Source organism: Candidatus Pantoea floridensis (assembly GCF_900215435.1).
GTDB lineage: Bacteria > Pseudomonadota > Gammaproteobacteria > Enterobacterales > Enterobacteriaceae > Pantoea > Pantoea floridensis.
In genome coordinates this window covers 3,435,148-3,461,099 of record NZ_OCMY01000001.1, presented here as the reverse complement: position 1 = coordinate 3,461,099, position 25,952 = coordinate 3,435,148, and the positions used below count along the sequence as shown (strand labels likewise).

Genomic DNA, 25,952 nt, shown 5'->3' with positions numbered 1-25,952 from the left:
TCACCCCAGGACGTTGAGAATTTCTGCTGTAATGCGGTTGCCAATCTCACGCTCCTGCGCCACCGCGGTATCAACTTTGCGTTTCACATTGTCGTAGTCGGCCAGCACCGTCTGCACTTTATCGATGAGCGATCCATCCATTAAGCTCTGCACATCGGTGGCCATCTGCGGCAGGCCGAGCTGCTTCATCACACCAAGCGACTTGTGCTCATAATTGATAGCCACGGCCGGCGTACCGAAGTTCATGGAGATGATGGCAGAGTGCAGGCGGGTACCAATTGTCAGATGACAATGGCTCAGCAGGATGCCGAGTTCGAGGTCGTTGAATTCGTCCATGATGACATGGTAATGCTCAGGATGCTCGACATGATCGCGCAGCGTCAGCGCCACCATGCGGTCATCTTTGGCGTAGCTGTCGATACCGGTGCAGGTTGAAAATGCAACCACCTGATAACCCTCAGCAATCATCGCATTGATGACGCGCCCAAAGGCAGCTTCATACTCTTTCTGCGTCACGCCAAGACGTTTATCGAACGGCGCCAGTTCACGAACGGTGATGGCAATGGTTTTGCGCGCGCTGATAATTGCCTGCCAGTGCAGCAGATTGTGGCTGGGATTCTCCACTTCGCGAGCCTGCACCAGGAAGGCGGTATCGACGCCCTTCTTCACTTTGCTGGTGGTAACGCCGTCTTGTTTCAGGCGATCGTGGCTCACCTCCTCGCGCAGCACCAGGCTATCGACGCGATCGAACACGAAGTTGGCCAGCGCGTTGACGCGTGGGTTTTCAAACGGCCCCACCGAGTGGCCTACCATATGCAGCGGCTTTTTCGCCATCAACGCACAGAGCGCGTGGTCGAATTGCGTGACGCCATACAGATCGACGAAGAACGAGCCGCCAACCTGAATGATCGCGTCATATTGCGCCAGACTTTTAGTGAACGCCGCCAAATGCGGTGGCACCGAAAATGATTTGTACAGGCCGCCTTTTCCCAGATGCGCCATCATGATGTCGGGCATCAGACGGTTCGCCACTTTGCGTTTCAGGCTGCCCACTAAACCCTTGCCAGATTTGCTGTTATGCAGGAACAGGGAATCCTGCTGAATATCCTGCTGCAATAAATAGCCAGAGCTTGTCGGATAACGGCTGATGACATCGATCTGCAAATCCGCGCGCGCAGAGTTGAGTGAATCAATCAGCCCACGTAAAATCGCGCCATCCCCACGATTTCCACAGGTATGGTTTCCTACCAATAAAATTTTCATAAAAAAACTCCGGAAAAATTTTTGTAATTTTTACAAGCCGCCAACTATCGAACTGGCAAAGTGAACTCTGTGTTAAATGACTGCAATGGGATCAAAACCCAAAAAGTAGTGCTAAACAGCGGTACTGCTATCCGGTGCGCATCAATGCGCACCCTACAAAACCATCATCAAATGCTGAGTCAAGGTAGGGTCGCCATTAATGGCGACCGGTTTTATCCATCACTGATTACGATTTAATGGCGAAATACGGCATAGCCACCTGCTCACCATTAATGACGACGGAAATAAATCCCTTCGGCTCACGCGTATCCACCTGTTCCGGCTTCAGCGCGCGCGATGCCAGCAGCAAATCGCCCTGCTCGTTGCCACCGACGCCCGCTTTACCATTGTGCAGGCTAAAGCGCTGCGGAGCCTGCTGGGTGCCGCTCCCCGGCGCGCCTTTGTCCATCACGGCATCCACGCGCGCACAGCGACCGGTCAGGAAGCGATCCTTGGCGGTACTTTTAATCAGCACCGCGGTGGTCGGCGTCCAGCCCGCCAGCTTGACGAACACTTTGGTATCGGTCTCGGTGCGTGGCTCAATACGCACCTCAACCACAGGCGAGCTGCCTTCGGCTGACCAGCTGGCTTCAGCTTTGCTCTTCTTGCGCTGCAGATGGATCACCGCGCGTCCACCCGTGCCTTTGCCGTCGATAACCTCCATCAACGGCTGATTAGTGGTGCCGTTGCTGAACTGCGACTGGCCAAACACTTCGATTTCCCAACTATCGCCCACCGTCGGCGAATAGAAGTTGCCCAACTCAAACCAGGTTTCCTGATTGGTGTTGTTGGTCAGACGGAATCGCGAAGTGATGTAGTTGTATTTCAGGCTGCCATCAATCGCCACGCCGTAAGATTCAACGCGCGTTGAGCCCATCTCCCAAATGTTCAGCCAGCGATCGCCTTCAAGCGAGTTATCAATCCAGCTGCCCGACTGCAAATTGGTCTGACGCATATTCAGGCGCGAGTTGCGTGCATTGAGCGGGTTCTTACAATCCTCGATGCTCAGCGCATCAATAATCCACTGTCCGTTCGAGATATCGCCAGGAAAATCACTGTGTTCAATCCAGCCGTTATGAATGATCGATTGGCTGCAGCGCGGCAGATTCAGCACCATGCCGCCTTTACAGTGCTGAGCATTGAAGTTAGAGAGCTCAATCGCGGTGCTGTGATCCCAGGCTCCCGCCTTTTGTCCTGACCAGCTGGCTTTAATCACATCACCCGTACAGGCGTTGGCGTACCACTGATCGATTTTGCAATCCAGCGTATCCAGCAGGCTGAGCGAAACACCGCCGACCTGATTGAAGCGCAGGCAGGCACCGCGGAAGAACTGGCCACCCGGGCAGGTATTGCGGAACAAGCCCTGCTTGTTGGGACGCTTATCGTTGTTACCGTTGAAGTTGAGGTTGGAGATTTCGGTCCAGCGCGCATTCACCTGGAACAAAAATTCAGAACGTCCATCCGAGACCAGCGTGGTCGCCGGGAAGTATCCGAAGTTGACCATGGCGCCGGAAATGCGGAAGAAGCGACGTCCTTCGTCACCAAAATCACATTCGGTGACGAAGAAGGTCCCCGCCGGGAACTGCACGCAGATTTGCTGGCTGGCATCAATCGACCATTGGTACATGGCTTTAATTGCTGGTGCCGTATCGGTTTTGCCATCGGCAATCGCACCGAAATCAAACAGCGTCAGGCGGTTAAAATCTTCTACCACGCGGCGCCAGGTAAACCCGTTGCCGCTGAAGTTCACGCCGCCATCATCTTTGCCATCGCCGAAGGTGCCAACGAATTCGCCGCCGCCCACTTCCAGCCCTTCGTGCCAGCTTTTCAGCTTAATTTTGGCACCGGCGAACAGCGGACGCGTTTTGCGCAGCTCTTCGACCGACGGGATTTCACCAATCAGCTGATAGCCGTTCGGCTGCGCCAGACGCTGGCTGAAGTTGCTCTGATTGGGACGAGAGACATCGCTGATGGAAAACAGCGTATTGCCCTGATTATCTTCCACCACCATTGAGTGAGCAGGATCGGCAATTAACGCGGCGTTATCATGAATAAATTGCGCAAAGTTGCCCTTATTCAGCGCGATAGGCTGGCTGATTTGTGACACTTTGCCGTTGGCGTCGCGCAGGAAAACCGGGATTTGATTACCGGACTGACTGGCATCGCTACCCGCCTTGCCAATCCACAGTTTACCTTCAAAGTTCTGCCAGAACTGTGGCGGCATGGTGTAAACGTTTTCTGGCGTTAAAATCGGTACATCGCCCGGCGGTACGCTAGAGGGATCGACCGCTTTTAAGGCCGGTTGGCCGCTTTTTGCGGCGTAGCTGGAAAACGCACTCACCGAGAGCGCGGCAACAATGGAGGAGGCTGCGGTCTGCAAGACTTCTCTTCTTTTCATGCTTCAATTCCCGTGGTTATACGGCCAAAAAGGATTCCCGAGGCACGATAGTTGTCGCTAAACAAGCGCGAGCCAGCTCTGTTTGATCTGGTTACCGTCAAACTTGAGCGCGGTTTCTTTGGTTTTTTCACTCATCGCGTAGAACAGGGCATCATCACTGGCCAACTGTTCCATGCGCTTTAAGAACTGGGTTTTGTCATTCATCGGCACCAGGAAACCATCTTCACCATGATTGATGATCTCCTGCGGGCCGGTTGGGCAATCGTATGCCACCACCGGCAGCGACCAGGATTTCGCTTCCAGCAGCACCAGCGGCAAGCCTTCGTAGCGCGAGGTCATCAGCGCCATGTCGCTTTCGCGATAGTAATCGTTGATATTGCTGACTTTGCCAACAAAGTTGACGCTGTTGGTGATCCCCAACGCCGCAGCCTGGTCGTGCAGCTGCTGACGCAGTTCACCGTCACCGGCAATCACCAGCGTCCACTCTGGATGTTTCTTGCTGAAATCCGCCCAGATATCCAGCAGCAGGTCGAATCCTTTCTGGTTATCAAGACGCCCCACCGCTAATGCCTGGCGGCTGCGCGTCTGGCGCTGAAACGCCTTATAAACCACAGGATTGGGGATTTGCTGGCTGGCGATGTTCCAGCGATTAAACACCTGATGATCTTTGTCGGTTAAGACGATCACCTGGTCGTAATAGCGCAGCATCAGCCATTTCAGCAATTTGATTGGCTTGCTGAAGGAGTTAATCGCGATATGTTCGCAGGCATAGGCTTTAAAACGCTTTTTCTTCAGCGCCATCAGGTTCCAGAACGCAAACATCACGCTCAGGCGGCCCATACTGATCAGAAATACGCTGTCGAAGCCTTCCTGATGAATGCTAGCGACGGCGCTTTTAATCGGGTTGCTGTGGCCTTCAAAGCTGACAATCTTCTTCACCCGTTCAAACGGATAAAAGGTTTTGCCGCTGCCTTCCAGCGAGTAAATGGTGACGTCATGCTGCTCGCCGAGGCACTCAGACATAAAGTTGCAGATGTTTTCCGTGCCCGCATATGAGTAGGCATCTTTAATCACCAAAACGATCTTTTTCATTAATCCTTTCCACCTCAACGACTGTTTAATTGAGACCCAAATCATTCATGCTGCAACAAGGCGGCAAGTGCGACCATCCCCCGGAGCTTACTGAAGTAAGTGGCTGGGGTGGACGTGCGCAGCCAACGCAGTTGCAGCGCGAAGGATGCCGGGTCTAACGATGCTTAAGAGCGAAAAGGACGCCATTCACCATGTACCACGTGTAATAGTAATATACTTTTAACGGATTGTTTTTATAGATAATTCTTAATAGTTCGAGGTGCCACTTCGCCGCTTTATTCTTGTTACGTGACAGGGAATCACCCAGCTCGTAATAGTTGACCAGGATGTTCTGGATCACGCGGGCTTGTTTGTAGCGCTGGAACAATTCATAGAGGAACAGGAAATCTTCGTGACCTTTACGTTGGAAGAAGATGCCCTGAGGAGGACGGCGGAAACACACCGATGAGAAGCACACGCGATACTGCTTCTTCACGAAGTTTTCCTGCTGCAGGTAGGGTTTGCTGTAAGTAATGTCGTGATCGGCGGTTTTGGTTTTGTAGTGATAGTGCGTAATCACAAAATCGTCGCCAGCGGCGATGGCCGCTGCCTGCTCCGCCAGCTTTTCCACGTGCCATTCATCATCGCTGTCAAGAAACGCGATGATCTCTTCTTTTGCCGCGCGCAGCCCAACGTTACGGGTCTCGGCGGCACCAAGATTCATCTCGTTATCCAGGATGGTGATACGCGTGTCCTGACAGTGTTCACGCACCAGGGCAAGTGAATCATCGGTCGATTTGTCGTTGATCAGGTAAAGATGCCAGTCGCTGTAGGTCTGGTTGCTGATCGACTCAACCGCGCGCAATACGGTATTCCGCGCGTTATACATCGGCATCACAATACCGATGGTGCCAACATGATTTGTCATTTATCTACCCGGAGTTTCAGGAACCAAAAAATTGCCCCCGTTATGGGAGCAAGTGAAAGTCAAATAAGTGAATCAGGAAACGGCTCTTCTACCCGTGAAGCGTGACTTGACCTTATCGAGCAGGCGATTCATGAAGTAAGCGCGGTTGTCACGATTGGTCAGAAAGAAGTAGCGCGCGAAACTGAGGCTGGCCTGTAGCGATTTGCCATCCATCTTGTAGCGCAGCGGTAGCTTGAATGCCTTATAAGTATGGATATCGCGCGTGGTCAGATGCGGCTTCATGGTATCGAGCCAGAAGAACGAGTATTTCACCGACTCGCCTTTGTGCTTGGAACCAAATTTGGTCACCAGATGGTACGTTGCCAGCGGCTTGTCGATCATCACGAAGTCATAACCCATGCGGTCGGCACGAATACAGAAATCGTAATCCTGATGGCGGATATAACGCGCATCAAACTGGATTTTCGCTGCATCCTCACGCTTCAACACAATGGTGCTGGTCTGGATAAAGCCATAACAGCCGAACAGATACTCAGCCACGGTTTCGTTTTTACCGGGCGGTTGCATCGGCATCACCTTGAGGAAGCTGCCATCCTGATGGATGTTCACCTGACTAAAGATGACGTAGCGTGACTTGCCCTGCGCGTCGAGCCTGGCGATGGTTTCACTGACTACCCGCAGTTTATCGGGATGCCACTCATCATCGGCATCAAGGAAGCTGATAAAATCGCCCGTTGCCAATTCGATGCCTTTATTACGGGCACCCGCGCCGTTGAGTTTCACCTCAGACAGCTCAAGTTTGATATCCAGATCCTGATAACGCTCGCCGCGTACTACCTGCGCCAGTTCGGCTGCATCAGCCGATTTGTCATCCACAATGATGACTTCAAAATTGCGATAGGTTTGCGCTTTGACGCAATCAAGCGTCGTAACAATCGATTTCGACGCGTTATACGCGGGAATTACAATTGAGAAGCGGATGTCCTGCATTGCCAGCACCTCTTAAACAGCTGTTCCAGATTCAACGGTATCGCGTTCGGCCCCGAGAAAGGAATCGGCTTTGCTCTGAAAAATCATGCCGTTAGTATCTTTTCTCATTAGGACTTTACGTACCATCACGGGAATACCTAAGACTGTGCTGTGTGTATGTGTTTGGGCACAAAATGCACCCGATAAAAATTGCACCGGTCGCCCTGTATGGCGCCTCTACAAGACGTAGAGTGCGCATTTTTGCGCACCTGGCGTAAAGCGTCTTTGCCATAAAAAAGGGGCGGTAAACCGCCCCTTTTGTTTACTGCTTAGCTTTTGGTTTCTTTGCCGTATTCGTAGTTGTAGTAGTCGTAGCCATAACCATAGGCATTCGACGCTTTACGTACGACGGCGTTGAGGATGACGCCTTTGATCTCGATGCCATTCTGCGCAAAGCGCTTGTAGCTGACATCCAGTTCTTTGCTGGTGTTGGTTTCGAAACGCGCCACCATCAGCGAAGTGCCGGCCAGCTTACCGATGATAGAGGCATCGGTGACGGCCAGAATCGGCGGCGTATCAATCAATACCAGGTCATAGTTTTTGCTCGCCCAATCCAGCAGCTCACTCATACGACGGTGCATCAACAGCTCAGACGGGTTCGGCGGTACCTGACCGCGCGGCAGGAAGTCAAAGCCGTAAACGCCTTTCTGAATCATCGCAGGCGAGAACTCGCTTTTGCCTGACAACACGTTTGACAGACCGGATTTGTTATCCGCACCCAGCAGTTCGTGGGTATAGCCGCGGCGCATATCACCATCAATGAACAGCACGCGCTGACCCGCTTTTGATACCAGCGTTGCCAGGTTGGCACAGATAAAGGTTTTACCAATACCAGGGCTTGCACCGGTGATCATCAGGATGTTGTTTTTCGCTTCCATCATGGCGAAGTGCAGACTGGTACGCAGGCTACGAATCGCTTCAATTGACAGATCGGTGGGATTACCCAACGCCAGCAGCGTATTGTGCGGGTCACTTTTCTCTTTATGACCGCGACGCGCCAACGCTTCGGTATCTTTCTTACGTTGCCATTCAGAGAGCGGTACGCTGGCATAGACGTTCATGCCCAGCTCTTCCAGCTGCTCTGGATTTTCGATGCCGTGGTGGAACAGCGCTTTCAGCAGAATCAGACCTACAGAGAGCATCAAGCCGAGAATCAAGCTAGCAGCGATGATCAGCGGCTTCTTCGGCGCCACCGGGCTACCGGCCGTTTCGGCGCCATCGATAATACGCACATCACCGACGGTGCTGGCTTTACTGATGCCCAGCTCCTGCTGACGATTCAGCAGCTGCATGTAGATTTCCTGACCTGACTGCACATCACGCGTCAGACGCAGAATCTCTTGCTGAGTTTGTGGCATACCTGAAATGCGTTTATTCAGTTTTGCCTGCTCATCTTCCAGCGTTTTGCGTTTTTCCAGCAGGGCGCGGTACGTTGGGTGATCTTTGGTGAACAGCTGGGAAACTTCCGCTTCTTTGAAGGTAAGTTCGTTCAGCTGGCTCTGCACGCTCACAGAAGAGTCGAGTGCCGATTTGGCTTCCAGCGACATATCCACTGACTCATTCTGACGACGGAACGTATTCAGCTTATCTTCAGCCTCATCCAGGTTGCTACGCACCTGTGGCAGCTGAGTGCGCAGGAACTCAAGGCTCTTCTCTGCCTGCTCTGATTTGCGCTCAACGTTCTGCAGCAGATAGTTGTTAACGATCTGGTTCAGTACGCGGCTGGCCTGCTCTGGATCTTCATCCTGATACTCCAGACCAAGGACGCCAGTGGTTTTGCCTTTATCCGCCACGGTCAGTGCACCCAGAACGTTTTTAATCGCCTGCAGTTCGCTGAGTTTCGTTACGTTGAAGCTGGTGCCTTCGTCCGCCTGAATACCACTGACCAACATGGTCACGTCGCCGTGGTTTTCCAGTTGTCCAACCCGACCTTTAAACAGCTCGTCGCCATTGTTGGTGACGGTGTAGGTTTCTGGGCCAGTCACTTCCAGCTGCACGGTGCGTTTGTCGATAGAATGCGGAATTTCCAGACGTGAGATAGCGATTTGCGCCGGTTTGTTGCCCATCAGGCGCGACATACCTTTACCAATCACCGGGAAGTACTTTTGCTGCACCACCGTGTCCAGACCGAGGTCGGCAACCGTTTTACCAATTACCATGCGGGATTCAACAATCTGAATCTCGGTATCGGAAGCTGGCGTCGTCGGCAATACATCCTGCAGCTCGTTCAGAACCGAGGCGGTGTTCTTCTGCTCAACCTGCACCATGGCATCGGCGCTGTAGATTGGCGTGGCAAACAGTGTGTAGAGGGTCGCCACCAGCATAAAGAATGCGGTAACGGCAACAATGATCCAGCGATGATCAATCAGCTGTCCCACAAGATGCGCCAGATCCCATCCATTCGAATCTTCCTTTGGCGCGGTCATAACCTTGTTTTTGATATTCATGGATAATCCCAACTATCGGCTTAATACGTTGACCCATTTCTGGGTAGCGTTTTCCAGTAACCCGTAGACCTCTTCAAAGGCCTCGCGACTTTTTTTGTACGGATCCGCAATTTCCTGTTGGTTGAGCCAGTGCCCAAGCAGCATGGTTTTTCCGCGTGCGGCTGGATCGATGCGATTCACCTGCTCAACATGACGCTTTTCCATCACCAGAATCAGGTCAAAGTCACGGCACATGCTGGCCGTTAACTGTTGTGCCTGATGGCCCTCGAGCGACACGCCATGTTCGGCGGCCACATCAAGCGCGGTCTGATCGGCCGGATAACCTTTCAGAGCGCCCAGCCCTGCAGAAGCAACCCGGATATTCGGAAGTGCGCGTTTGAACAGACGCTCCCCGGTAGGGGAGCGGCAAATGTTGCCGACGCAGACGACTAACACGGACTTAATCATGGCGAAACCTTAGTTACCCCAGGTGCGGAAACGGAGTGCCGCGGAGCTGGCGTCGTCCACACCGACGATGGTCGGCAGCAGACCTGAAATCACACGGTTCCAACGGGTAATTGGGGTGGCGGTGACGTAGACGATGTCGTACGGCTCCAGTTGGAATTCGGTACCCATCACCATGGATGCCGCATCTTTCGTGTTCAGCTGATAGATGTTGGCAATCTTAGTGCGATTGGCGCCGCGAATCGGACGAATCACGAACACGCCGGTAGCATCAGAGGTGGTCTGATCCATACCCTGCGAGTTGCCCAGTGCTTCAGCCAGCGTCATGCCGCTGCGGTCCATCTTCAGCGTTGACTGCTGCTTCACTTCACCCATCACGAAGACTTTCAGGTCATCGTTACGAGGTACGTAAAGGATATCGCCCGGATAAAGCAGGTGGTTCTGGCTCAGGTCGCCGTTTTGCATCAGCGCCTGCAGCGAAATACGTTGTTCTTTACCGTTGTGCGTCAGCACCACGTTGCGCCAGTCAGCGTCGGCGGCTAAGCCACCTGCGGCGTTCACGGCATCCAGTACGGTCAGCGGTACGTTGGTGATCGGCTGTTGTCCCGACGTCGTCACAGAACCGGTGATGTAGGCTTTCTGCGAACGGAACGAGGCGACGTTAACGTCAACCTGCGGGCTCTCGATGAACTGTGCCAGACGGCGCGCCATCTCGGTGCGGATCTCTGTCACGGTACGACCGGCTACGCGCACTTTACCGATATACGGGTAGAAGATGCTGCCATCGGCCTGTACCCAGTTACCGGTGTCGCTGGCGCTACGGTACTGACCGGCTGGGGTGGTCAGCTCGGGGTGATCCCAAACGGTGACGTTAAGCACGTCGCCCACACCGATGCGATATTCATAGCTTTGGATTTCATTTTGCAGCAGCGGGTTAGCCTGCGCGACCAACGGCTTCGGACGCATCTGCTCAACCAGACGCGGCGTGAGCGGGAAGACGTTTACATATTTGTCGATGTCATAGTTGCTATCCTGTTGCTCAATGACATCTTTTCCACTGGTGGAAAGGTGAGAACCCGGCTCAATGGTACATCCGGAGAGAAAAGTCGCGGATACCAGTAAAGGTATCAATTTAGTTTTCATTATCATCTGATTCTTCGCTATCAGTTAATGATTGATAGAGGCGAAATCGCCCGCTGTGTAAGCGTCTTACAAAAAATTAATGTGACGGGTTAAACACTGAAACTGTGGGTCATTATTATGCGCTCCCTTGGTTTTATGTTGTCACCGTGCCATAAGACGACATCAATTAAAGTGGGTAATTCATCAGCCGGCAAATAACCCGTTTAATCAGGCGCATTGACGGCAGTTGTTTTTATAACGACACGCCCAGCGCCGGCAGTTTATAGGCGAGGACGCCACATCCGTCCCCTGCCCCGCTGTCTATCAATAGGCGCCATCGCGTTTGAGTACTACGCCAACCGTCTTGAACAGAATCGCAATATCGTTCCACAGCGACCAGTTCTTGACATACCACGAGTCGAAATAGACGCGCGTTTCATAGTCAACGTCGTTACGACCGCTAACCTGCCACAATCCCGTCATGCCTGGTTTCGCCATCAGGTAATAATCGACATCACCGGCATAACGGCAGAGTTCATCTTCAATCACCGGGCGAGGGCCAACCAGGCTCATATCGCCACGTACCACGTTCCACAGCTGCGGCAGCTCATCCAGGCTGGTTTTACGGATGAAATGGCCGACTTTGGTAATGCGCGGATCGTTCTTCAGTTTGAAGTCTTTATCCCACTCGGCGCGCGCCACCGGATCGGTACGCAGTACCTCTTCCAGCACCTCTTTCGAGTTGATCACCATTGAGCGGAATTTCAGGCATTTGAATTTGCGGCCGTTGAGCCCCACACGTTCGTGACCATAGATAGGCGGTCCACCATCGCGACCCACCATAAAGCCAAGCACCAGTAACGCCGGGGACAACGCCAGGATGATGCTCAGCGCGCCGACGATATCGAAAGTACGCTTGAGGAAACGCGAGGTGCGCTTCGCCAGGTTGTTATTCACACGCAGAATCATCACTTCATGGCTGAAGATATAGGCCATGTCAGTGCCGTAAAGCGGTACGCCGCGCAGCGTGGGGATCACCGATACGGAACGGCAATTATGCATGGCTAAGGTTTTCAGCCAGTGATCGCGATGTTGGCTCTGCTCAAACTCCACCGCGACGATGAATTGGGTTTCACTGTTGGTCAGCTGCCACAGCTCTTGCTCGTTGTGCAGCACCGGCACGCCCGAAATGCTGGCTTGTGGGCAGCTTTTGTCCACGTCGAAAAAGGCAATGACATCAAAGCCCATCACTTCTTCGCTCTGCAGTGCCTGCCAGGCTTCCTGTGCATTGCGGCTGCTGCCGATAATGATGGTCTGCTTCTTCCACATGCCGTAATGATTCAGCACGCGCTTGGAGATGGCACGCGCCAGCGGCAGGAGAATCAGCGCCAGGATCCAGGTAGTGACCCAGACGAAGCGAGACATTTGCCATTGTGAAAGTGCTGAAATTGACAAATCAATGACAGAAAATATAAGAATGGTACGAAAGATCTCTTTAAGCTCGAACCAGAATGGCTTGCGGTAGGTATAATGACGCAGGCGAACCCAGAACCAGCCTACACAAATAACCGACAGCGCAATGTGCGTGGCTATTTTTAACTGCAGATATTTTTCAGATATATCTGCCAATGGTGAGTCGGTGAACGAATTAATCAGCGCCATAGCAATAAACAACGCCGCGTTGAAACAAATTAAATCCGAGCACGCCAGTAAAATTTTGGTCAGAAGACTTTTATATGTAATTTCGTTATCGCGCATATTTAACTCTTTTATATTATTTCTCTAATCCCTAACGCCTCAATGCTGTTTAATAAATGAGCGATATATTCACTGCATTCGTTGAGGCAATCTGCGGCAAATTCTCTGAGGCCAAACCAATTCTTACTTTAGTAAGCAAGAGAATTATGATTAATACCAACAGATTAGTCTGACTTCCCTTGCCACAGTGACAGACTTTATTACCGAGTAAAAACGCGCTTCAGGCACGCTACCGCCCTTGGCTGTCGCTGCCAATGCCGCTTTCATCATCCTATTTACAGCCTGTTTTATGCGGCATTTATGCGCTAATTACTGGCCGTGGTCCGCGTGCGATCACAATTCACAACATTAGGAGGCTGAAGAGCACGCTATTAACAACATTGGCGCAGACATTTACTAACACGTTGCTATACTAGTTATTACTGGCTTGTTTACAAGTAGGCCCCGTCTTCCCTGCACTATTTTAGGAAAAAGACTACCAGCGATAAGTATTGGTGCCAGCGCTTTCAGGCCATTCCCCGCTAAAATTCAGATTAATTCGATACTCCCCGCATCATTATTTTGCATTAAAAATGCACGTGCTTAGCTGCGGATAAGAAATAATAGTGGCCTTCACTTTGCTGCGTTGTTTATCCATACTTTCGTCTTATCTTTCGCGGACAACCAACATGAATATTGTGCATGCTTGACCTATTGCGCGAATTCAACGCGCTGGAAGGTATTTGTACCCTCTTCGACGATTCACTATCATCAGATAAAGCTCAACCCCTAGACATTAAGGTGATTAACACATGTTGGAGTGGATCGTTGATCCATCGCTCTGGGCTGGATTAGTAACGCTAATCGTTCTGGAGTTGGTATTGGGCATTGATAACCTGGTTTTCATTGCCATCCTCGTAGAAAAGTTGCCGCCGACGCTGCGCGATCGGGCGCGCATATTTGGCCTGCTGCTTGCGCTGATCTCGCGTTTAGCGCTCCTCGCCTCACTTTCCTGGCTGGTTACGCTGACTCAACCGCTGTTAACGCTGTGGCAACACGACTTCAGCGCGCGCGATCTGCTGCTGCTCGCCGGAGGATTCTTTCTTCTTTATAAAGCCACTACCGAGCTGAACAGCCGCCTTGAAGGCGGTGATGAGGAAACGGGTCAAAATAAGAGCGGTGCTAAATTCTGGCCGGTGGTGGCGCAAATAGTGGTGCTGGATGCCATTTTCTCTCTGGATTCGGTGATCACGGCCGTTGGCATGGTGAATGAGCTACCGGTGATGATGGCCGCCGTCACCGTCGCGATATTGCTGATGTTGCTGGCGAGCAAGCCGTTAACGCGTTTCATCAATGGCCATCCCACCATTGTGATTCTCTGCCTGAGTTTCCTGCTGATGATTGGTTTCAGCCTGGTGGCAGAAGGTGTGGGTTTCATTATTCCAAAGGGCTATCTCTACGCCGCTATCGGCTTCTCAATATTGATAGAGATCCTTAACCAGCTGGCAATTTTCAATCGCCGTCGTTATCTCTCTGCAGGCCGCCCGCTGCGCCAACGCACATCGGAAGCGGTGTTGCGCATTCTGCGTGGCGAGGCACAGCGCGCAGAACTGGATGCCGATACCGCTTCATTAGTGGGCGACAGCGAAGAAGGCGCGCTGTTTAATCGTCAGGAGCGACGCATGATTGCGCGCGTGCTGGGACTGGGCCAGCGGCAGATTAATAGCATCATGACCTCGCGCCATGACGTTGAACACATCGACCTCAGCGAAGATCCCGCGGAGATTATGGCCAAGCTCGATCGTAATCAACATACGCGCATTCTTATTACCGAGCAGGGACGCGACCCGCTTGGCGTGGTACACGTCATTGATCTGCTTCATCAATCACTGCATAGCAAATCACTGGATTTACGCGCGTTGGTTCGCCAACCGTTGATCTTCCCTGAGCGCGTTACGCTGCTGCAAGCGCTGGAGCAGTTCCGCAATGCTCGTACTCATTTTGCCTTCGTGGTCGATGAGTTTGGATCGGTCGAAGGGGTGGTTACGCTGAGCGATCTCATGGAAACCATTGCGGGTAATCTGCCCATTGAAGGGGAAAAAGTGGACGCGCGCTACGATATACAGCCGCTGCCAGATGGGGGTTGGGTGGCGAATGGGCATATGCCGCTGGAGGATTTAGCGGTTTATGTGCGCCTGCCGCTGGATGAGAAACGTAATTATCACACGCTGGCGGGATTACTGATGGATAGCCTGCAGCATGTGCCGCAGGAAGGGGAAGAGTTACAGATTGGCGATTATTTGCTGCGGACGCTGCAGGTGGAAAACCACCGCGTGCAGAAGGTAGAGATTGTGCCGGTGGCATCGATATAACAAGGTTGAATATTAGGTAGGGTGCGCATTAATGCGCACCAGGTCGCCACCAATGGCAACTCTACGAATATTGTTACGGCTGCTTCGGCGGTTGCTGGCGATCCAGCCATTCATTCAGGCGGGATTTAGCTTGGTTCTGCAGCTGCTGACGCACCACATCATCCACCGGTAACGAATACTGCAAATTATTCCATCCGCCATACATGCGCAGCGGAATGGTTTGCTGATTCAACAAATTGGCGAGCTTATCGTCACCCTTCCAGCCGCGCAGCATCATATTGACGGTGACATCCAGCTGCTGTTTCACCAGATCGACACTGCCTTTAGTTTGTACCGCCAGGCGACTGTTGCCACCTTGCAAGTCCGGCATGGAGATAATGCCCTGCTTAAGGCTGACTCTTCCGCTCAACTGCTGAATGCCCTGATCGTCAGGCTGATCGTTAGTTACGCGATTACTGACGCGCGCCACCGCACGACGCACCATCTGCTGCAGATTCAGCTGTGCCAGTTGTAGATTGGCCGCTTCCAGATCTGCACTGCCCTGCCAGTTGCGTTTGCCCTCTTCAATGCTCAAGCCTGCTCCGCTGAGATCGCCCTGCAGAGAAATGGTACCCTGTAAGGTTTCCGGCAGCTCTAACGCTCTGAGCAATGGCGCAATCGCGATGTTCTCCAGTTCTGGCTGCAGCGTGACTTGCGTCACCGGATTGCGAATGTCGACCGTTCCCGGCAGAGAGAAATGGCCTTCACCGAATTTCCCCTGCAGCTTACTCAGCGTCATTAACCCCTGCTGATTGCTGGCGGCGATCTGTAAACTGGTGAGCGTTAAGCCGCGCCACACGCTGCTATCTGCAGTGAGGTTGAGCATCAGATCCATTTGATTAAGCGGCGAGTCACTGTTATCGCGCATGCGCGGCTCGGCGATCACCGGGGTCCGCATAACGCTGGCGTGCTGTGTGGCGCTGCTGTCAGTCGCGGGCGCGCTGGCCATCAAATTATCGAGATTTAACGTGGTGGCATGCAGCGCCAGATTGAGCTGCTGCGGTAATGCCAAACGCCCCTCAGCGTTGCCGTCTAGCGCACTGTCATTGGCGATAAGCTGCATGTTTTGCAGTGAGAAGTGCTGGTTATCACCGTTCCATTCGCCCTGAGCGCTCAAGGTCCCTTTAATCCCCTGCGGCGGTAGATTGGCACCGTCCAGCGCATAGTTCAGCTCACTAAACTGTCCAACCAGACGATGTGGATACTGCGCCACATTCATTTGCCCTTTGAGATTTACGCTGAAGTTGCGCTGGTTGCGCGAGACACGCGTAGCGAGTTCGATATTCGCCTGCTTGCTGGCATCCTGATCGAGATTGAGATTGAGGTCGCGGAAGTTGTACTCATCGCCACCCTGCTGTTGCCAAATCAGCAGGCTGTCTGCCAGACGCAGTTTGCCGATATTGAATGACCAGCCATTATTAACGCTGCTGACCGGTTCCGCGTCACCCGGCCCCACCGGCGCACCGCTTGGCTTCTGCGCGTCGCTTTCGGGTGTCACACGGATAATGGCATTTTTTAGCATCACCTGGCTGACGCTGAGCTGGTGTGATAACAGCGGCCAAAGATTGACATCCAGCCGCATATTATCGGCTGTGACCATTGGCTGTGTGGCGCCGGGTGCCGTTAAGCTCATGCGCCCGGCAAGGATGCTCAGCTGCGGCCAGACATGCCAGCGCAGATCGCCGCTTACCTGAAGCTGATAACCACTGCGCTGCTCAACCTGCTGCACCATATAGGTACGAAAGTCGTTGGGATTGACCAGTAACACCAGTGCCGTCATGCCCGCTACGACCACCACTAACAGGATGGCCAGTGTTGTTATCACTCTTCTCATCAAATCCTCATTGCCTTGATACTTCAAGTTGCAGCAGCCTTGGCTGCGCTCGCTCATCCCAGTCACTTACTGATGTAAGCTCCCGGAGATTGACTCGCTTGCCGCCTTGCTGCACCTCGACGTATTTTGGCAAGCCTTTTTTAGTCAGTCTTTGTCGATGCGGCTGGCATCCGCGCCCTGCTGACCACGATATTTCGCATCTTCGCGGCGGTTATACGGGCGTGCCGCCGGGCCTGATAATGGCTCAAAGCTCAAAGCACCAATTAACATGCCCGGACGCAGCGCCAGCGGCAGTTTGCCCGAGTTGTAGAATTCCAGCACGATACGGCCTTGCCAGCCAGGGTCGATGCGGTGTGCCGTCACGTGCACCATCAGACCAAGACGCGCCAGCGAAGAGCGTCCATCCAGCCAGCCGACCAAATCGTCTGGAATGGTCACCGATTCCAGCGTCACCGCCAGCGCCAGTTCGCCCGGATGCAGGAAAAAGGCTTCGCCTTCCGGCAGCACAATCTCATCGCTCATGACGCGGTCCAGCGCGGCACTGACTTCGTGCTTCGGACCACTCAAATCGATAAAAGCTGCCGTGTGGCCGCTAAACGTACGGAACTGATTGCCAAGACGGACATCTACCGTCGCGCCGTTAATACGTTCCACTGGCGGGCGCGGCTCAATCGCCAACTTTCCGTTGTCCAGCCAGGCTTCAATATCGCGATCGCATAATCTCATCGCTGGTACTCCCTGATTTAAGTGTAGCGAAAGGCTACGACAGCGCGTCACGCTCATCCGGACGCCGTGTCGTTAAAGATACTGATTAATCTTGGCCTTAAGGATATCAATCGCGATACGGTTTTTCCCGCCGCGTGGCACAATGATGTCAGCGTACTGCTTAGAAGGTTCAATAAATTGCAGGAACATAGGGCGCACCGTCTTCTGATACTGACTCATCACTGAATCCATCGAACGTCCGCGCTCATTCACATCGCGTTTCATGCGGCGCATCAGGCAAATATCCAGCGGCGTATCGACGAAGATGGAGAAATTCATCTCCTGACGCAGGCGCGCATCGGTTAACAGCAGAATGCCCTCAAGGATGATCACTTTCTTGGGTTTGAGATGAATGCAATCGCTGGTGCGGGTGTGTTCAACGTAGCTGTAAACCGGCAACTCAATATCCTGTCCTGCCTTGATCGCACGCAGATGCTGCAGTAGCAAATCGTGATCCATCGCACTCGGATGGTCGTAATTGGTTTTTACCCTCTCTTCCATGGTGAGGTGGCTCTGATCTTTATAGTAGGCATCTTCGGGGATCACACCGATATGCTCGTCACCGACCTGGTCACGGATTTCACGATAGAGCGTGCTGGCGATAAGACTTTTTCCGGATGCGGATGCACCTGCGATGCCAACGATCACGCACTGATGAGACTTGTCAGTCATACTTTTTTAAGACCTGATAACTGGAGCCTGCCTAAGCCGAAGCTGCAACGGGCCGAATGAGAGGGTTAGTTGGCGGCAATTATAGGTATTTCACCGGTTTGATGCCAGAGAAATGGGCCAGCGGCTTTTCAGAATATCCCCTTTTGCAGCCAGACGCTTAATCGATACACTGTTCATCTGCCAATACTGTAACCGTATTGGCTATCGAATAAGAGCCGCAAGGAAAAGTATGAGCTGGAAAACCCTGACCTATTTTGGCGACAGCATGTTGCTGATCCCCACCGCGGTGATTATCGCACTCGTTTTACCCTGGAAAAGCGACAACCGCCAAACCGTTTGGTATTGGGTGTTAGCCTTTGGTCTCGCCGGCCTGCTGGTGAGCATCTCGAAAATTATGTTCCTTGGCTTTGGCATTGGTAGCGCCAGATTCAACTTTACCGGTTTTAGCGGCCACAGCGCCATGTCTGCCACGCTGTGGCCGGTCATGATGTGGCTGGTCTCCGGGCGCTGGTCGCCGCGCTGGCGCGTGGTCACTATTGGCATTGGCTACCTGATCCCGCTGATGGTCGGTTTATCTCGCCTGGTGATTCATGCCCACTCTAAAAGCGAAGTGCTGGCTGGACTGATGTTGGGCTTCATGCTCAGCACGGCTTTCTTACTGAGCCAGCGCCACACTGCGCTAAAAGGCTTCAGCCTGGCGCAGATCAGCGTGGCATTATTGGTGCCGCTGTTACTGCTCGGTCATGGGCGTGTAGCAACCACACAACAGTTTCTTGAACGTTTCTCGGCCAACCTTGCAGGTTTGGAAAAACCTTACACCCGCGCCGATCTTTTTCGCCATTAATCGTTGGCCCTTGGTGCGCAAAGAGCCAATTAATTCAGGGAATAAGCCGTAAAATAGATTTCCCCGCAGAGATCTTAAACAGATGTGCTAGCATGAAAAATAGAGATTAGATTGGCGCATTTTCCAATGTGGCGCAGCTGGATTCCTGCATGACCCTCGAAATATTAACCTCACAGGATCGACCGCAAAATACCTGGCTTCATGCGCTAATTTTTGGCGCCCTGGCCTTTCTGCTGACACTGTTTTGTCTGGAACTGATTGTCATTAGCGGACGTATTTCCCCGCTGTGGTACTCCACCGCGCTGATGACCGTCATTGTGTTTCGGGCGCCTTTAAAATATGTGCCGTTATTGCTTATCGCGTGCGTGATTGGCACTGCGTTAGCGAGTCTCATCATTATTGGTCCCGCCCTCAGCAACATTAAATTTGCCATCTTAAATATGTGTCAGGCCATCCTGGGTGGCCTGATGCTGCGCGCGCTGCTCGATCGCCGCGCGCCGCTCAATTCGCTGCTGGACTGGGTGCGTTTTGCGTTATGCGCTGGCCTGCTTGCGCCGCTGCTCGGTGGGTTGCTGGCGTTATGGATGTTGCATGTCGAAGGTCACGCTTCCCTGCCCTTTTTCTCAACGTGGGTTATTTCGGAAGTGATTGGCGTACTGGCTTTTGGCCCCGTTTTGCTGCTCTGGCCCAACAAACCGCTGCGCCAGTTGATTACGCCCGGCCGCCAGCTGGAAACATGCCTGACCTTGTTCGGCACCCTGCTGGCAAGCTATTTATCGCTGCGCTTTCTGCCCTGGCCCTTTACCTTTATCGTAGTGATCCTGTTCTGGTGTTCGGTACGCCTGCCGAAATTTGAAGCTTTCCTGCTGTTCTTCCTGAATGCCAGTTTCATCTCGATACTGCTCGCCTTTAACTGGGTGAATCTGACGCAAAATGGCCTGCTGCTGGGCCAGGTCAGCACCTGGCTACCGTTCCTGCTGGTGCTGCTGCCCAGTCATGCTATGGCGCTGGTGATGGATGCTTTCCAGCGTGAAAAGCGCCATATCAGCGAGAGTGAAACGCGCTTTCGCAATGCCATGGAGTATTCGGCCATTGGCATGGCGTTGGTCTCTCCCAACGGTGGGTGGCAGCAGGTTAATCAGTCGCTGTGCCGGACGCTGGGCTTCCCGGCGGATGAGTTAAAAAAGCTGACCTTTCAGCAAATTACGCATCCTGACGATCTCAACAGCGACCTGCAGCAGCTGGAACGTTTGGTGGCCGGTGACATCATGACGTACACCATGGAGAAGCGCTATTTCCGCAAAGATGGCGAGATCGTCTGGGCGCGGCTGACCGTCTCTATGGTGCGCGACGCCGCGCTGCAGCCGCATTATTTCATCGCGCAGATTATCGATATTTCCGAACTGAAGCAGAGCGAGCAGATAAATCGCCGCCTGATGGAGCGCATCACGCTGGCGAACGAAGCCGGCGGCATTGGCGTCTGGGAATGGAATTTGCTAACCGGCGAAATGCTGTGGGATAAACGCATGTATGAGCTGTTTGCGCTGGCTCCTCACCAAACGCCAACCTATGATTTGTGGCTGCATCTGCTCGACCCGGCAGAGCGCGAAAGCGCAGCGTTGATTGTTCAGCAGGCCATTGAGCGCCGCAGCGCCTTCCAGATTGAATACCGTATTAATTTGCCCGAAGGCCCGCGCTATGTGCGCTCTGAGGCCAACCGCATTCTGAGTCAGGATGGACAGATTGAACGCATGTTGGGCATCTGTCAGGACATCACGCCGCTGCGCGCGCTGAACGAAGCGCTATTCCAGGAAAAAGAGCGCATGGCAATCACCCTGGATTCTATCGGTGAAGCGGTCATCAGTACCGATGATGAAATGCGCGTTACCTTTATGAATCCGGTGGCAGAAACGCTCAGCGGCTGGTCACAAGAGAAAGCCGCAGGCGTGCCGATTACCGAACTCCTTAATATTACCCGCGGCGAAACCGGGCCGCGCGTGGATAATCTGCTGCTGTGCCAACTGCCCGGTGAAAAAATCTCACCCGATCTTGATGAAGAGCTGGTGCTGCACACGCCGGATGGCGCATTAGTGGAGATCCACTACAGCATTACGCCGCTGAAAACCTTAGCGGGTAGCAGCATCGGCGCGGTGATGGTTATTCAGGACGTCAGCGAATCCCGCAGAGTGATGAAGCGCCTGAGCTACAGCGCTTCACACGACATGCTGACGCGCCTGCCGAATCGTCATAGCTTTGAGCAGCGGCTGAAACGCCTGGTCAACGATGCCGCGACCCACCACACCCAGCATGTCCTGGTGTTTATCGATCTCGATAAATTTAAAGCGGTCAATGATACCGCCGGACACGCCGCGGGTGATGCGCTACTGCGCGAGCTCGCAGAACTGATGCCACATTATTTACGCTCCAGCGATATGCTGGCGCGCTTAGGTGGCGATGAATTTGGCCTGCTCTTACCGAACTGTGAAGTGGATCAGGTGCGGGATGTGGTACAGCAGATAGTTGCGGCGGTTAGCGAACACCGTTTTATATGGCACGATACACCTTATTACGTCGGCGCAAGTGCAGGCATTACGCAAATCGATGAACACAATTGCATCAGCACCGTAGTGATGTCACAGGCGGATGTTGCCTGCTATAGCGCAAAACATGCCGGCCGTGGCCAGTATCACGTTTATCAGGAAGTGCAGATGTAATCTGCCACGTCTACCCATTGCCAGCCCGCGCTGGCTGCGCTAAAGTCGCCCCCTTTTTTCCGGCATGGGGGATAAATATGTTTATCGGATTCGATTACGGCACGGCCAACTGTTCAATTGCAGTCAGTGATAATGGCACGCCGCGTCTGCTGACGCTGGAGAATGGTCAGCGACTGCTTCCCTCCATGATTTGTGCACCAACGCGCGAAGCGATCAGTGAATGGCTACATCGCCATCATCAGGTGCCAACGCCAGACAGTGAAGGCACGGCATTATTGCAGCGTGCGCTGCGCTTTAACCGCGAAGAAGATATTGATGTCACGCCGGGTAGCGTGCAGTTTGGCTTAACCGCCTTGCAGCAATATATGGTCGATCCCGAAGAAGTGTGGTTTGTGAAATCACCAAAATCCTTCCTCGGCGCCAACGGCCTGAAACCGCAGCAAATCGCCTTCTTTGAAGATCTGGTGTGCGCCATGATGCTGCACATCCGCCAGCAGGGTGAAACCCAGCTCGATCGCCCGATTGAGCAAGCGGTGATTGGTCGCCCGATTAACTTCCAGGGATTAGGTGGCGAAGACGCCAACCAGCAGGCGCAAGGCATTTTGCTACGCGCGGCACAGCGTGCGGGTTTCCGTGATGTGGAGTTTCAGTTTGAACCGGTGGCAGCGGGTCTGGATTTCGAAGCCACGCTGGAGAAAGAGACGCGCGTGCTGGTGGTGGATATCGGCGGCGGCACCACCGACTGCTCAATGTTGCTGATGGGTCCGGAGTGGCGCAATAAAACCGATCGCCGGGAAAGTTTACTGGGACACAGCGGCTGCCGCGTGGGCGGTAACGATCTCGACATCATGCTGGCGTTCAAAACCCTGATGCCACTGCTTGGTCTGGGAGGCAATACCCAGAAAGGGACCGCGCTACCTGCGTTGCCATGGTGGAACGCGGTGGCCATTAACGATGTGCCAGCGCAAAGTGATTTCTACTCCGCCGCCAGCGGCAAGCTGCTGCGTGATTTAATTCGTGATGCCGAGCAAGGCGACAAGGTGGCGCATCTGCTGAAGGTGTGGCAGCAGAAGCTGAGCTATCGTTTGGTGCGCGCGGCTGAGGAGAGCAAAATTGCGCTGTCGGAAGTCACCGAAAGCGATGCCTCACTGGCGTTTATCGCCGCCCAGTTACAGGCCCAAATCAGCGCGACACAGCTGGAAGAAGCCATTAATCAGCCGCTGGAGCGTATCCTTGAACAGGTGCATCTGGCCCTTGCCACCTGCGAAACCCAACCCGAAGTGATCTACCTTACCGGCGGCAGTGCACGTTCTCCAGTCATTCGCGCCGCATTACAGCAGGCGCTTCCCGATACGCCGATCGCCGGTGGCGATGATTTCGGCTCGGTGACGGCCGGTTTAGCCCGTTGGGCCGAGGTGATGTTCGGTTAAGCTAATTGGGCGGCATAAATGACGCCCCGACAATCGGATGTAGGGTCGTCATTGATGGCGACCCACATTAAATATCAGAAATTCACGTTCGCACTAATCCCACCAACAAACGCATCTTTCACTTCGCTGACGGCGCCCGGCGCCACCACATACTGCAGGTTCGGACGCAGCTGCAGCCATTTGGTCAGCTGGGCGTTGTAGTAAATCTCATAGTTGTACTCCGAGCCATCCTGAATCGGCAGATAGGTTGGGCTATCGAAGTTGGTTTCACCGTTGGCATCGTTCTGGTCACGCAGCGAACGCGTATAGGCGCTGTTGACGTGAATACGCGCCGCACCCACGCCAATCTCATCCTGTGGACGTGCATCGAACGGCCCTTTCCAGGTAAAACTAACGGACTGATAGTTGTCTGTTTTTGAGGTTTTGTGGTCATTCATCACCGCTTGCACGGTTACGCCCAGGCCGCGGCTGACATCGCCGCCTTGCGCGGTCAGCTGTTGTTGCAACAGCACGTAACCGCCGTAGGCGTGATCCTTACTCTGGTACGCACCATCACGCCAGCTGCCGTAGTTATCGCCGTTAGCTGACGAGTAGTAATAACCAATACGGTAATTACCCGGCAGCTTGTCTGCGCCTAAGGTCGGTTTCCAGCCCAACTCCACCGGCACCAGATTCCCTTCAGAGTTACTGGTGTCGAGACGGAAGCCATCGCCGCGATCGTAGTTCGCGCGGTTTTGGTTATAGAAGCCTACCTGGAAGAATACTTCCGGCGTGAAGTTCACTTTCACACGGCCGCCCCACTGGGAAACAGGCCAGTTGAACCAGCGATCGCCACGCCAGTTACCGGCCTGGCCGCTACCAAATGCCAGGTTCTGGAACTTGCTGTCAAAGTTATCGAAGTCTTCACCGACGGTCACGCGACCACCTTTCAGGTTCACGGTGTTATCAAACAAACCTTTGCTCAACCAAAACTGGGTTAAGCGCCAGGTTTGTCCACGTCCGTAAACTTCCTGGGTGGAAGAGAGCATACCGGTACGACGATCGGCAACCTGATCGGAGATGTTCTGACCGTTACGATCGGTAATCGTTACCTGGAACTGCGCATCCTGCCAGTCAAGTAGCTTTTGCAGATCGAAGTTCGCGCCAAACGCCCACTGATCGCTATAACGCATGGAGGTATTGGTATCGGCACCACCGCCGAGGTTAGAGGCGCTTTCCATGGTGTAGTTGACGTCAAATTTAATGCCGTCATTTTCCAGCTGCGATCGGTATCCGCCCCAATCGCCAAACATGTAGGGTGAGTCGTAACTGAATGCATCAGCGGCCATCGCTGAGGCACTCACCATCGCAAACATCAAGGTTCCCGCTGCCAGGCGAGGTAATTGCTGCACTGCTTCTTTTCTGTTCATGATAATTTTTCTTATATGAGTGACTGAAAGGGATCGAACAGAGGATAGTGCTGGAGATATGTCAGTTTTTGCAAATATGTGCGCAGTAAGGGTAATATTGCCAGTGGGTTAGCGCAATTGTGACGACGATCGATGAATGGAAATTTTTTAGCATGAATGGCATTTTTTGCGTGGCAAAAAATGAAAATAAAGGGACGCCGTAACGCCCCTGAATCATTACAGTTTACTGGCACTCGCCAGTTCTTCGATTTCTTGCTTACTCAACTCAAGCTGAGTTGCTTTTACCAACTCATCCAGTTGCGCCAGCGATGTGGCGCTAACAATCGGCGCGGTAATGCTGGGACGCGCGATTTGCCACGCCAGCGCGACCTGCGTTGCCGAAACATCGTGTGACGCAGCAACATCTTCTAAAGCTTCAATAATGCGCTTGCCGCGTTCGTTCAGATATTTATCCACGATGCCCTGCCCGCGCTTACTTTTGCTGGCGTCTTCCGGTTTTTTGTATTTGCCACTGAGGAAACCACTGGCCAGCGAATAGTAGTTAATCACACCCAGGCCATTTTTCACCGCCACCTGTTCCAGTCCGCTCTCGTACTCCTGACGATCGTACAGATTGTACTCCGGCTGCAGAGTTTCATAACGCGCTAGCCCGTGTTGCTTGCTCACATCCAACGCTTCCTGCAGACGGTTGGCGCTGTAGTTAGACGCACCAATAGCGCGCACTTTGCCCTCTTTGATCAGCGAATCGAAAGCTTTGAGCGTATCCAGCAGCGGCGTGGTGTCATCATCGCGGTGCGCCTGATAGAGATCGATGACGTCAGTTTGCAGACGACGCAACGAATCCTCTACCGCCTGGCGAATGTAGGCGGGCTTCAGCCCGGTCTTCTCGGGTGACAACTCCATGCCCACTTTGGTCGCCAGCACGATGCGGTCGCGCTTGCCGCTTTTCTTCAGCCATTTACCGATAATCGTTTCCGACTCACCGCCTTCATTGCCCGGTGCCCAGCGCGAATAGACATCGGCGGTATCAATGAAGAACAAGCCTTTCTCCACCAGCGCGTCCAGTAGTGAAAATGAGGTCTTTTCATCTACCGTCCAGCCAAATACATTGCCGCCAAACGTAAGACGGGGAACCTCAATACCACTGTCGCCAAGCTGGCGGAGTTTTTGTTGACTCATTTTGTTCTCCTTTATTCAAACGAGACATGCCTGTTATTGAGCTTAGCAAAGTAAATCGATGCGCTTATGCGTATTACTGCCAGAATATTTACAGAATATGAATACTTAGCCTCGCCGGGGCGATATTCTTATTTCCTTCAAATTTTGCCCAATTCGGGCGACTACAATCATTTCGTTTGCGAAAAGGCTTTTTTGTTTTCGCATTTGGGGAAAACG

At 53.1% G+C, this 25,952-nt stretch carries 18 protein-coding genes; 4 read left to right on the top strand and 14 right to left on the bottom strand.

Translation table 11 applies throughout. The features are described from left to right. From wcaK to wbaP, 9 genes are all read right to left on the bottom strand, one after another. Positions 1-1,263, bottom strand: a complete 1,263-nt coding sequence (gene wcaK / locus CRO19_RS16080; protein WP_097096716.1) for a colanic acid biosynthesis pyruvyl transferase WcaK — start codon at positions 1,261-1,263, stop codon at positions 1-3. 226 nt (positions 1,264-1,489) lie between these two features. Further along, a complete protein-coding gene (locus tag CRO19_RS16075; RefSeq protein ID WP_097096715.1) occupies positions 1,490-3,700 on the bottom strand; it encodes a phage tailspike protein in 2,211 nt (736 codons plus the stop codon). 57 nt (positions 3,701-3,757) lie between these two features. Further along, on the bottom strand, positions 3,758-4,792 hold the full coding sequence (locus tag CRO19_RS16070; protein ID WP_097096714.1) for a glycosyltransferase family 4 protein: 1,035 nt from the start codon (positions 4,790-4,792) through the stop codon (positions 3,758-3,760). Between the two features lie 154 nt (positions 4,793-4,946). Next, complete coding sequence (locus CRO19_RS16060; protein ID WP_097096712.1) at positions 4,947-5,699, bottom strand: glycosyltransferase family 2 protein; 753 nt, start codon at positions 5,697-5,699, stop codon at positions 4,947-4,949. A gap of 72 nt (positions 5,700-5,771) precedes the next feature. Then, positions 5,772-6,689, bottom strand: a complete 918-nt coding sequence (locus tag CRO19_RS16055; protein WP_097096711.1) for a glycosyltransferase family 2 protein — start codon at positions 6,687-6,689, stop codon at positions 5,772-5,774. A 308-nt stretch (positions 6,690-6,997) separates the two neighbouring features. Then, entirely contained in the window at positions 6,998-9,175 is a 2,178-nt protein-coding gene (gene wzc / locus CRO19_RS16050; RefSeq protein WP_097096710.1) for a tyrosine-protein kinase Wzc, read from the bottom strand. Between the two features lie 12 nt (positions 9,176-9,187). Next, the gene (locus tag CRO19_RS16045) at positions 9,188-9,622 is read right to left on the bottom strand and encodes an arsenate reductase/protein-tyrosine-phosphatase family protein (RefSeq protein ID WP_097096709.1); all 435 of its coding nucleotides are present in this window, start codon (positions 9,620-9,622) and stop codon (positions 9,188-9,190) included. 9 nt (positions 9,623-9,631) lie between these two features. Next, a complete protein-coding gene (locus tag CRO19_RS16040) occupies positions 9,632-10,762 on the bottom strand; it encodes a polysaccharide export protein (protein ID WP_097096708.1) in 1,131 nt (376 codons plus the stop codon). A 303-nt stretch (positions 10,763-11,065) separates the two neighbouring features. Next, positions 11,066-12,499: an undecaprenyl-phosphate galactose phosphotransferase WbaP gene (wbaP, locus tag CRO19_RS16035; protein WP_097096707.1), complete on the bottom strand. Its 1,434-nt coding sequence runs from the start codon at positions 12,497-12,499 to the stop codon at positions 11,066-11,068. Between the two features lie 791 nt (positions 12,500-13,290). Here wbaP and CRO19_RS16030 point away from each other — a divergent pair. Further along, complete coding sequence (locus CRO19_RS16030) at positions 13,291-14,850, top strand: TerC family protein (protein ID WP_097096706.1); 1,560 nt, start codon at positions 13,291-13,293, stop codon at positions 14,848-14,850. Positions 14,851-14,923: 73 nt separating this feature from the next. Here CRO19_RS16030 and asmA read toward each other — a convergent pair whose 3' ends face one another. The 3 genes from asmA to udk all read right to left on the bottom strand — a co-directional run bounded on the left by asmA (position 14,924) and on the right by udk (position 18,160). After that, positions 14,924-16,723 carry an outer membrane assembly protein AsmA gene (asmA, locus tag CRO19_RS16025; RefSeq protein ID WP_097096705.1) on the bottom strand — a complete coding sequence of 600 codons (1,800 nt, stop codon included), beginning with the start codon at positions 16,721-16,723 and terminating at the stop codon, positions 14,924-14,926. Between the two features lie 144 nt (positions 16,724-16,867). Continuing rightward, positions 16,868-17,449, bottom strand: a complete 582-nt coding sequence (gene dcd / locus CRO19_RS16015) for a dCTP deaminase (RefSeq protein ID WP_007888946.1) — start codon at positions 17,447-17,449, stop codon at positions 16,868-16,870. Between the two features lie 72 nt (positions 17,450-17,521). Then, on the bottom strand, positions 17,522-18,160 hold the full coding sequence (gene udk / locus CRO19_RS16010) for a uridine kinase (protein WP_007888949.1): 639 nt from the start codon (positions 18,158-18,160) through the stop codon (positions 17,522-17,524). A gap of 229 nt (positions 18,161-18,389) precedes the next feature. Here udk and CRO19_RS16005 point away from each other — a divergent pair, with 229 nt between their 5' ends. The 3 genes from CRO19_RS16005 (at position 18,390) to yegD (ending at position 23,148) form a co-directional block, all read left to right on the top strand. Beyond that, positions 18,390-19,004 (top strand): phosphatase PAP2 family protein, encoded by a 615-nt coding sequence (locus tag CRO19_RS16005; RefSeq protein WP_097096703.1) that lies wholly within the window; start codon positions 18,390-18,392, stop codon positions 19,002-19,004. 149 nt (positions 19,005-19,153) lie between these two features. Beyond that, complete coding sequence (locus tag CRO19_RS16000) at positions 19,154-21,718, top strand: diguanylate cyclase (protein WP_097096702.1); 2,565 nt, start codon at positions 19,154-19,156, stop codon at positions 21,716-21,718. A 77-nt stretch (positions 21,719-21,795) separates the two neighbouring features. Beyond that, positions 21,796-23,148, top strand: coding sequence for a molecular chaperone (gene yegD, locus CRO19_RS15995; protein ID WP_097096701.1), 1,353 nt, complete (start codon positions 21,796-21,798; stop codon positions 23,146-23,148). A 74-nt stretch (positions 23,149-23,222) separates the two neighbouring features. Here the strand turns inward: yegD and CRO19_RS15990 are convergent, their stop codons facing one another. Then, positions 23,223-24,557 (bottom strand): carbohydrate porin, encoded by a 1,335-nt coding sequence (locus tag CRO19_RS15990; RefSeq protein WP_176519161.1) that lies wholly within the window; start codon positions 24,555-24,557, stop codon positions 23,223-23,225. 216 nt (positions 24,558-24,773) lie between these two features. Next, entirely contained in the window at positions 24,774-25,736 is a 963-nt protein-coding gene (locus CRO19_RS15985; protein ID WP_097096700.1) for an aldo/keto reductase, read from the bottom strand. Positions 25,737-25,952 lie beyond the last annotated feature (216 nt).

Excerpts from the sequence above, each read along its gene's own strand:
- CRO19_RS16045 (WP_097096709.1), bottom strand. The coding sequence starts at position 9,622 with ATGATTAAGTCCGTGTTAGTCGTCTGCGTCGGCAACATTTGCCGCTCC.
- wzc (WP_097096710.1), bottom strand. The coding sequence starts at position 9,175 with ATGAATATCAAAAACAAGGTTATGACCGCGCCAAAGGAAGATTCGAAT.
- dcd (WP_007888946.1), bottom strand. The coding sequence starts at position 17,449 with ATGAGATTATGCGATCGCGATATTGAAGCCTGGCTGGACAACGGAAAG.
- CRO19_RS15985 (WP_097096700.1), bottom strand. The coding sequence starts at position 25,736 with ATGAGTCAACAAAAACTCCGCCAGCTTGGCGACAGTGGTATTGAGGTT.
- yegD (WP_097096701.1), top strand. The coding sequence starts at position 21,796 with ATGTTTATCGGATTCGATTACGGCACGGCCAACTGTTCAATTGCAGTC.
- udk (WP_007888949.1), bottom strand. The coding sequence starts at position 18,160 with ATGACTGACAAGTCTCATCAGTGCGTGATCGTTGGCATCGCAGGTGCA.
- CRO19_RS16075 (WP_097096715.1), bottom strand. The coding sequence starts at position 3,700 with ATGAAAAGAAGAGAAGTCTTGCAGACCGCAGCCTCCTCCATTGTTGCC.
- CRO19_RS16030 (WP_097096706.1), top strand. The coding sequence starts at position 13,291 with ATGTTGGAGTGGATCGTTGATCCATCGCTCTGGGCTGGATTAGTAACG.
- wcaK (WP_097096716.1), bottom strand. The coding sequence starts at position 1,263 with ATGAAAATTTTATTGGTAGGAAACCATACCTGTGGAAATCGTGGGGAT.
- CRO19_RS16040 (WP_097096708.1), bottom strand. The coding sequence starts at position 10,762 with ATGAAAACTAAATTGATACCTTTACTGGTATCCGCGACTTTTCTCTCC.
- CRO19_RS16005 (WP_097096703.1), top strand. The coding sequence starts at position 18,390 with ATGAGCTGGAAAACCCTGACCTATTTTGGCGACAGCATGTTGCTGATC.
- CRO19_RS16070 (WP_097096714.1), bottom strand. The coding sequence starts at position 4,792 with ATGAAAAAGATCGTTTTGGTGATTAAAGATGCCTACTCATATGCGGGC.
- CRO19_RS16055 (WP_097096711.1), bottom strand. The coding sequence starts at position 6,689 with ATGCAGGACATCCGCTTCTCAATTGTAATTCCCGCGTATAACGCGTCG.
- wbaP (WP_097096707.1), bottom strand. The coding sequence starts at position 12,499 with ATGCGCGATAACGAAATTACATATAAAAGTCTTCTGACCAAAATTTTA.
- CRO19_RS16060 (WP_097096712.1), bottom strand. The coding sequence starts at position 5,699 with ATGACAAATCATGTTGGCACCATCGGTATTGTGATGCCGATGTATAAC.
- asmA (WP_097096705.1), bottom strand. The coding sequence starts at position 16,723 with ATGAGAAGAGTGATAACAACACTGGCCATCCTGTTAGTGGTGGTCGTA.
- CRO19_RS16000 (WP_097096702.1), top strand. The coding sequence starts at position 19,154 with ATGACCCTCGAAATATTAACCTCACAGGATCGACCGCAAAATACCTGG.
- CRO19_RS15990 (WP_176519161.1), bottom strand. The coding sequence starts at position 24,557 with ATGAACAGAAAAGAAGCAGTGCAGCAATTACCTCGCCTGGCAGCGGGA.